The organism is Cupriavidus sp. 05T41, assembly GCF_056396525.1.
Map to the genome: position 1 here is coordinate 50,611 of NZ_JBFTLQ010000050.1, position 8,104 is coordinate 58,714.

At 69.2% G+C, this 8,104-nt stretch carries 3 protein-coding genes; all 3 read right to left on the minus strand.

Features of this window, described 5'->3' with window-relative positions; all coding sequences use genetic code 11:
• The 3 genes from AC1DKV_RS25960 to AC1DKV_RS25970 are packed head-to-tail and all read right to left on the minus strand — an operon-like array spanning position 1 to position 8,024.
• Positions 1-1,599 (minus strand): efflux transporter outer membrane subunit, encoded by a 1,599-nt coding sequence (locus AC1DKV_RS25960; RefSeq protein ID WP_441621531.1) that lies wholly within the window; start codon positions 1,597-1,599, stop codon positions 1-3.
• The gene (locus AC1DKV_RS25965; RefSeq protein ID WP_441643547.1) at positions 1,600-4,896 is read right to left on the minus strand and encodes an efflux RND transporter permease subunit; all 3,297 of its coding nucleotides are present in this window, start codon (positions 4,894-4,896) and stop codon (positions 1,600-1,602) included. It lies immediately after the preceding gene.
• The gene (locus AC1DKV_RS25970; RefSeq protein ID WP_441621533.1) at positions 4,896-8,024 is read right to left on the minus strand and encodes an MdtB/MuxB family multidrug efflux RND transporter permease subunit; all 3,129 of its coding nucleotides are present in this window, start codon (positions 8,022-8,024) and stop codon (positions 4,896-4,898) included. Before AC1DKV_RS25970 ends, AC1DKV_RS25965 begins: the two co-directional genes overlap by 1 nt.
• Positions 8,025-8,104: the final 80 nt, after the last annotated feature.

Consider the following 8,104-nt stretch of genomic DNA (forward strand, 5'->3'; position numbering starts at 1 on the left):
CTACCGCTTCGCCGACACGGCCGCCGGCAGCGCGCCCTGCGTGCCGGCCGGCGGCGGCATATTGCCCGGTGCCGGCGGCCTGGGCAGGTCGGGCGCGTTGAGCGGCGAGGCGGGCTGCGAGGCGGGCTGCGAGGCGGGCGCCGGAACTTGCGCGCTGTCCGGCACGATATGCCAGCCGCCGCCCAGCGCCTTGATCAGCACCGCGCTGGTGGTGTACTGGCGGCCCGCGATGGTCAGGGCGGTACGCTCCGCCGTGTAGGCCGTGGTCTGCGCGGTCAGCACGTCGAGCAGGCTGGCGGTGCCGGCGCGGTAGCGGTTGTTGACCAGCGCCAGCGCGTCGCGCGCGGTACGCAGCGCATCGTTCTGCACCACGGCCTCCTGCTCGAGCAGGCGCGCGGCGGCCAGGCTGTCTTCCACTTCCTGGAAGGCGCTGAGCACGGTCTGGCGGTAATTGGCCACGGTCTGGTCGTAGGCGGCCACCGCCTGCGCCTTGGCCGCGCTGCGCAGGCCGCCGTCGAACAGCGTGCCGGCCAGCGCCGGGCCGATCGACCAGATCCGGTCCGGCAGCGACAGCCAGTGTGCCAGCGTACTGGCGGACAGGCCGCCGGTGGCCGACAGCGTCAGCGTGGGGTAATAAGCCGCCTGCGCCACGCCGATCTGCGCATTGGCCGCAGCCATGCGGCGCTCGGCCGCGGCGATGTCCGGGCGGCGCTCGAGCAGCGCCGACGGCACCACGGTGGGAACGCGCGGCACATTGACGGCGTAGTCCGTCGGCGTGACGGACAGGTCCGCGGGCGGCTTGCCGGTCAGGATGGCGATGGCGTGCTCCAGCTGCGCGCGCGTGATCTGGATGTCGATCTGCAGTGCCTGCGCGCTCTTGAGCTGGCTCTCGGACTGCAGCACATCGGAGCGTTGCGCGGTGCCGGCCGCATACTGGTTGCGCACGAGTTGCAGCGAGCGGGCGTAGTCGGCCACGGTGCGGTCCAGCGCGGCCTTCTGCTGGTCGGCGATGCGCAGCAGGAAGTAGCTCTGCGCCAGCGTGGACTGGGTCGACAGCAGGGTCGAGGCGAGATCGGCCTGGCTGGCCTGCGCGCTGGCATCACTGCTCTCCACCTGGCGGCGCACGCGGCCCCACAGGTCGATCTCCCAGCTGGCCGACAGCGTCGCGCTCTGGCCGTTGCCGATCTGGCCGTTGCTGCCGCGCGTGCGGTCCAGTCCCGCGGCAGCTCCCACGGTGGGGAAGTAGCCGGCGCGGGCGGATTGCAGCGCGGCCTGCGCCTGCCGGTATTGCGCCTCGGCCGCCTTGATGTTCTGGTTGGAGATCTGCACCTGCGACATCAGCGCATCGAGCTGCGGGTCGTTGAAGACCGACCACCAGTTGCTGCGCTCGCTCGCGTCCTGCGGCTCGGCGGGTTTCCACTGGCCCCACTGCGTGCTGTCGGCGCGCGCTTCCTTGAAGGCCGGCGTGTCGGGCGCATCGGGGCGCTTGTAATCGGGCCCCACCGCGCAGCCGGCCAGCAGCAGCGCGCAGGCCAGCGTCAGCGCGCTGGCCGGGAAGGAGGGGACAGGGATGCGGAAGAGGGTGTTCATGGATCGCATTCAGGGTTCGAGGCTGGCCGTGGCCGGGGGCACGGAAGCGCGGCGCTGGCGCCAGGCTTTTACCTTGAGGCGCCAGCGGTCCAGCGTCAGGTAGACCACGGGCGTCGTGTAGAGCGTCAGCAACTGGCTGACCAGCAGGCCGCCGACGATGGAGATGCCCAGCGGCGCGCGCAGCTCGGCGCCGTCGCCGCGGCCGATGGCCAGCGGGATGGCGCCCAGCAGGGCGGCCATGGTGGTCATCAGGATGGGCCGGAAGCGCAGCAGGCAGGCCTGGTAGATGGCCTCGCGCGGCGACAGGCCCGCGCGCCGCTCGGCATCGATGGCGAAGTCGATCATCATGATGGCGTTCTTCTTGACGATGCCGATCAGCAGGATCACGCCGATCAGCGCGATGATGCTGAAATCGGTGCCCGAAGCCAGCAGCGCCAGCAGCGCGCCCACCCCGGCCGACGGCAGCGTGGACAGGATGGTGAGCGGGTGCACATAGCTCTCGTACAGCATGCCGAGCACGATGTAGATGGTGATCAGCGCGGCCAGGATCAGCAGCGGCTGGCTCTTGAGCGAATCCTGGAAGGCCTTGGCGCTGCCCTGGAAATTGGCCTGCAGCGTCTCCGGCACGCCGATGCGCGCCATCTCAGCCTTGACCGCGTCGGTCGCCTGCGACAGCGAGACGCCCTCGGCCAGGTTGAAGGAGATGGTGGACGCGGCGAACTGGCCCTGGTGGTTCACGCCCAGCGGCGTGCTGGTGGGCGCCACGCGCGCGAAGGCCGACAGCGGGACCCGCCTGCCGCCGCCGGTGACCACGTAGACATCCTGGAGCGCATGCGGTCCCTGCAGGTACTCCGGGCTCAACTCCATCACCACGCGGTACTGGTTGAGGGGGTTGTAGATGGTGGACACCAGGCGCTGGCCGAAGGCGTCGTTGAGCACGGCATCGATCTGCTGCGCCGTGACGCCGAGCTTGGAGGCGGTGTCGCGGTCGATGGTCACCGTGGTCTGCAGGCCCTTGTCGTTGGTGTCGGTGTCGACGTCCTCCAGGCCCTTGAGGTTGGACAGCGCCGCGCGCACCTTGGGCTCCCACTCGCGCAGCACGTCGAGATCGTCGGACTGCAGCGTGAACTGGTAGGCCGAGCTGCTCTGGCGCCCGCCGATGCGGATGTCCTGCACCGAGGTCAGGAACAGGCTGGCGCCGGGCTCCTTGGCCAGCTTGCCGCGCAGGCGGGCCACGATGGCGTCGGCCGATTCGCGCTCGGAAATCGGCTTGAGCGTGACGAACATCTGGCCGGTATTGCGCTGCGAACCGCCGGTGAAGCCGGTGACATTGACCACTGCGGGATCGGACTGGACGATCTTGATGAAGTTGTCGAGCTTGATGCGCATGGCCTGGAACGAGGTGGCCTGGTCGGCGCGGATAAAGCCGATCAGGCGCCCGGTATCCTGCTGCGGAAAGAAGCCTTTGGGCACGATCGTGTAGAGCCAGACATTGAGGCCGATGGTGGCCAGCAGCACCAGCCACACCAGCGCGCCATGGCGCAGCGCCACCGCCAGCGTGCGCGCGTAGCGGTCGTGCATCCAGGTGAACACGCGCTCGCTGGCGCGGTAGAAGCGGCCCTGCCGTTCCGGGCGCACCGGCTTGAGCAGGCGCGCGCACATCATCGGCGTGGCGGTCAGCGAGACCACCAGCGACACCAGGATCGCCACCGACAGGGTGACGGCGAATTCCTGGAACAGGCGGCCGACGATGCCGCCCATCATCAGCAGCGGGATGAACACGGCGATCAGCGACAGGCTCATCGACAGCACCGTGAAGCCCACCTCGCGCGAGCCCCTCAGCGCGGCCTCGAGCGGCTTCATGCCTTCCTCGATGTGGCGGGAGATGTTCTCCAGCACCACGATGGCGTCGTCCACCACGAAGCCGGTGGCAATGGTGAGCGCCATCAGCGACAGGTTGTTCAGAGAGAAGCCTGCCAGGTACATCACCGAGAACGTGCCGATCAGCGACACCGGCACGGCTACGCTTGGGATCAGCGTGGCGCGCACATTGCGCAGGAACAGGAACACCACCATGATCACCAGCGCCACCGAGATCATCAGGGTGCGCTCCACCTCGCGCAGCGAGCCGCGGATGGTGGGCGTGCGGTCCATCATCACTTCCATCTTGATGGCCGACGGGATCATCATCTGCAGCGAGGGCAGCATCTCGTTGACGCGGTCGACGGTCTCGATGATGTTGGCGCCGGGCGAGCGGTTGAGCACCAGCAGCACCGAGGGCTGGCCGTTGGCCGAGCCGGCGTTGCGGATGTCCTGCACGGAGTCGGTCACGCGTGCCACGTCGGACAGGCGGACCGGCACCGCGAACGAGTTGGGCCCGCCGCTGCTGGTATTGCCGCCGGTGGCGCCGGACGAGATGGTGGTGGTGCCGCTGCTGGTGGTCAGCGTGGTGGTGGTCACGCCGTTGACGGTCTTGGTGCTGACACCACCGCCGGCGGTGGCGTTGGCGGTGCTGGCGATGAGCGCGCCGGCCGAGGCCGAGGAATAGGTGCCCGGCGTGGCGTAGCGGATGATCAGCGGCATGTAGTCCGCCGCCTTCATGGCCTGGTCGTTGGCGTAGACCTGCCAGTTGGTGGTGCTGTTCTCGAGCGAGCCCAGCGGGCGGTTGGCGTTGGTCGCGCTGATGGTGTTGCGCACGTCCTCGAGCGAGACGCCGTACTTGTTGAGCGCGGTCGGGTTGAGCTCCACGCGCACCGCGGGCAGCGACGAGCCGCCGATGGTCACCTGCCCCACGCCCTCGATCTGCGACAGCTTCTGCGAGAGGATCGTGGAGGCCGCGTCGTAGAGCTGCCCGCGCGTCATGGTCGGCGACGTGAGCGCGATGATCATGATCGGCGCGTCGGCCGGGTTGACCTTGCGGTAGGTGGGGTTGCTCGGCAGGCTGGTGGGCAGCGTGGCGCGCGAGGCGTTGATGGCGGCCTGCACGTCGCGCGCGGCGCCGTCGATGTCGCGCGAGAGTTCGAACTGCAGCGTGATGCGGGTCGAGCCCAGCGAGCTGCTGGAGGTGATCTCCGTCACGCCGGCGATGGCGCCGAGCGCGCGCTCCAGCGGCGTGGCCACCGTGGCGGCCATGGTCTCGGGGCTCGCGCCGGGCAGCGACGCCGACACCGAGATGGTGGGGAAGTCCACCTGCGGCAGCGGCGACACCGGCAGCAGCCGCAGCGCCGCCAGCCCCGCGAGCAGGATGCCGATGGTCAGCAGCGCGGTGGCGACCGGGCGGTGGATGAAGGTGGCCGAGAGATTCATCACGGCCTCGGCTCCCCGGCGGGCGCGCCGGTGTCGGGGTCGCCGAAGCGGCGCTGGCGCCAGTCCTTGAGGCGGCAGGCCAGGCGGTCGAAGGCCAGGTAGATCACCGGCGTGGTGAACAGCGTCAGCACCTGGCTGACCAGCAGGCCGCCCACCATGGTGACGCCCAGCGGGCGGCGCAGCTCGGAGCCGATACCGCTGCCGAGCATCAGCGGCAACGCCGCCAGCAGGGCCGCCATGGTGGTCATCAGGATCGGGCGGAAGCGCAGCAGGCAGGCCTGGAAGATCGCCTCGCGCGGCGCCATGCCGCCTTCGCGCTCGGCCTCGAGCGCGAAGTCGATCATCATGATGGCGTTCTTCTTGACGATACCGATCAGCAGGATGATGCCGATGATGGCGATGATGCCCAGGTCCTGCCCGGACACCAGCAGCGCCAGCAGCGCGCCCACGCCGGCCGATGGCAGGGTGGAGAGGATGGTCACCGGGTGGATGGTGCTTTCATACAGCACGCCCAGCACGATGTACATCGTGATGACCGCCGCCAGGATCAGCCAGAGCGTGTTGGACAGCGACGCGCGGAACGCCAGCGCCGCCCCCTGGAAGTCGGTCTGCATGGAGATCGGCAGGCCGATTTCCTTCTCGACCTTGGTGATCTTGTCGACCGCCGCGCCCAGCGACTCGCCGTGCGCGAGGTTGAACGAGATGGTGGCCGCGGGGAACTGCCCCTGGTGGTTGACCACCAGCGCGCCGGTGCGTTCGCTGATGCGCGCGAAGGCGCCCAGCGGCACCTGGCCGCCGGACGACGACGGCAGGCGCAGCTCGGCCAGCGATTGCGGGTCGGTGCGGAACTCGGGCATGGCCTCCAGCACCACGCGGTACTGGCTGGCCTGGGTAAAGATGGTCGACACCAGGCGCTGGCCGAAGGCGCTGTAGAGCGCGCTGTCGATCACCGCCGTGGTGATGCCGAAGCGCGCCGCGGCGTCGCGGTCGATATCCACGTAGGCGCGCAGGCCGTTGTTCTGCTGGTCGCTCGCCACGTCGCGCAGCTCGGGCTCCTGCTTGAGCCGCTCGACCAGGCGCGGCACCCAGGTGGCCAGCGTGGCCGGGTCCGGGTCCTGCACGGTGAACTGGTACTGGGTGCGCGAGACGCGGTCCTCGATGGTCAGGTCCTGGACCGGCTGGGTATAGAGCGAGACGCCGCCGAGCTTGTCGACCGCGGCCTGCAGGCGGCGCGTGACGTCCTCGATGGAATCGCTGCGCTCGTCCTTGGGCTTGAGGTTGATCAGCAGGCGTCCGGCGTTGAGCGTGGTGTTGGTGCCGTCCACGCCGACGAACGAGGACAGGCTTTCCACCGCCGGGTCTTCCAGCACCACCTTGGCCACCGCCTGCTGCTTGAGCTGCATGGCGGGGAAGGAGGTGGTCTGAGAGGCTTCGGTGATGCCCTGGATCACGCCGGTGTCCTGCACGGGGAAGAAGCCCTTGGGCACCACCAGGTAGAGCAGCACGGTGAGCACCAGCGTGCCGACCGCCACCAGCAGCGTGGCCGTCTGGCGGTCCAGCACCCACTCCAGCGCGCGGCCGTAGCGCGCGATCACGTTGTCGAAGAAGCGGCCGGTGGAACGGTGAAAGCGCGACAGCTTCTCTTCCGGCACATGGCGCAGCAGGCGCGCGCACATCATCGGCGTGAGCGTCAGCGACACCACCGCCGAGATCAGGATCGACACCGCCAGCGTGATGGCGAACTCGCGGAACAGCCGCCCCACCACGTCGCCCATGAACAGCAGCGGGATCAGCACGGCCACCAGCGAGAAGGTCAGCGAGATGATGGTGAAGCCGATCTGCTTGGAGCCTTTGAGCGCGGCCTCCATGGGTGAGTCGCCGTCCTCGATGTAGCGCATGATGTTCTCGATCATCACGATCGCATCGTCGACCACGAAGCCCGTGGCGATGGTCAGCGCCATCAGCGTGAGGTTGTTGATCGAGAAGCCCGCCAGGTACATCACGCCGAAGGTACCCACCAGCGACAGCGGCACCGCCACGCCCGGGATGATGGTGGCCGGCACGTTGCGCAGGAACACGAAGATCACCATCACCACCAGCGCCACCGCCAGCAGCAGTTCGAACTCCACGTCGCGCACCGAGGCGCGGATGGTGGTGGTGCGGTCGGTGAGCTGCTGCACCTTGACCGAGGCCGGCAGCGAATTCTGCAGCTGCGGCAGCAGCGCCTTGATGCGGTCCACCACCTCGATCACGTTGGCGCCGGGCTGGCGCTGGATGTTCAGCACGATGGCCGGCTTGTCGTTGGCCCAGGCCGCCAGGCGGCTGTTCTCCGGGCCGTCGACGATATTGGCCACGTCGGTGATGCGGATCGGCGCGCCGTTCTGGTAGCCGACGATGATCTGGCGGTATTCGTCGGCGGACTTGAGCTGGTCGTTGGCGTCGATGGTGGAGGCGCGCGCGGGGCCGTCGAAGCTGCCCTTGGCGCCGTTGACGTTGGCGCTGCCGATGGCGGTGCGCAGGTCGTCGATCGACATGCCGAGCGCGGCCAGCGCGGTGGGGTTGGCCTGGATGCGCACGGCCGGGCGCTGCCCGCCGCTGATGCTGACCAGGCCCACGCCCTGGAGCTGCGAGAGTTTCTGCGCCACGCGCGTGTCCACCATGTCCTGCAGCTTGGGCAGCGGCATGGTGTCCGAGGTCATGGCCAGGGTCATGATCGGCGCGTCGGCCGGGTTGACCTTGCTGTAGACCGGCGGCATCGGCAGGTCGGCCGGCAGCAGGTTGCCGCCGGCGTTGATGGCCGCCTGCACCTCTTGCTCGGCCACGTCCAGCGACAGCGTCAGCTCGAACTGCAGCGTGATCACCGAGGCGCCGCCCGAGGACGACGACGACATCTGCTTGAGGCCCGGCATCTGGCCGAACTGGCGCTCCAGCGGCGCCGTGACCGAGGAGGTCATCACGTCCGGGCTGGCGCCCGGGTAGAGCGTGGTGACCTGGATGGTCGGGTAGTCCACCTCGGGCAGCGCCGACAGCGGCAGCAGCTTGAAGGCGACCAGCCCCGACAGCAGGATGGCGAGCATCAGCAGCGCGGTGGCGACCGGCCGCTCGATGAAGAGGCGTGAGGGGTTCATGCTTCGGTGTCCTTACTGCGGCTGGCGCGGCGCCTGGCCGGCCGGAGCTGCCGGGGCGCCGCCGCCCGCGGCCGGCGCGC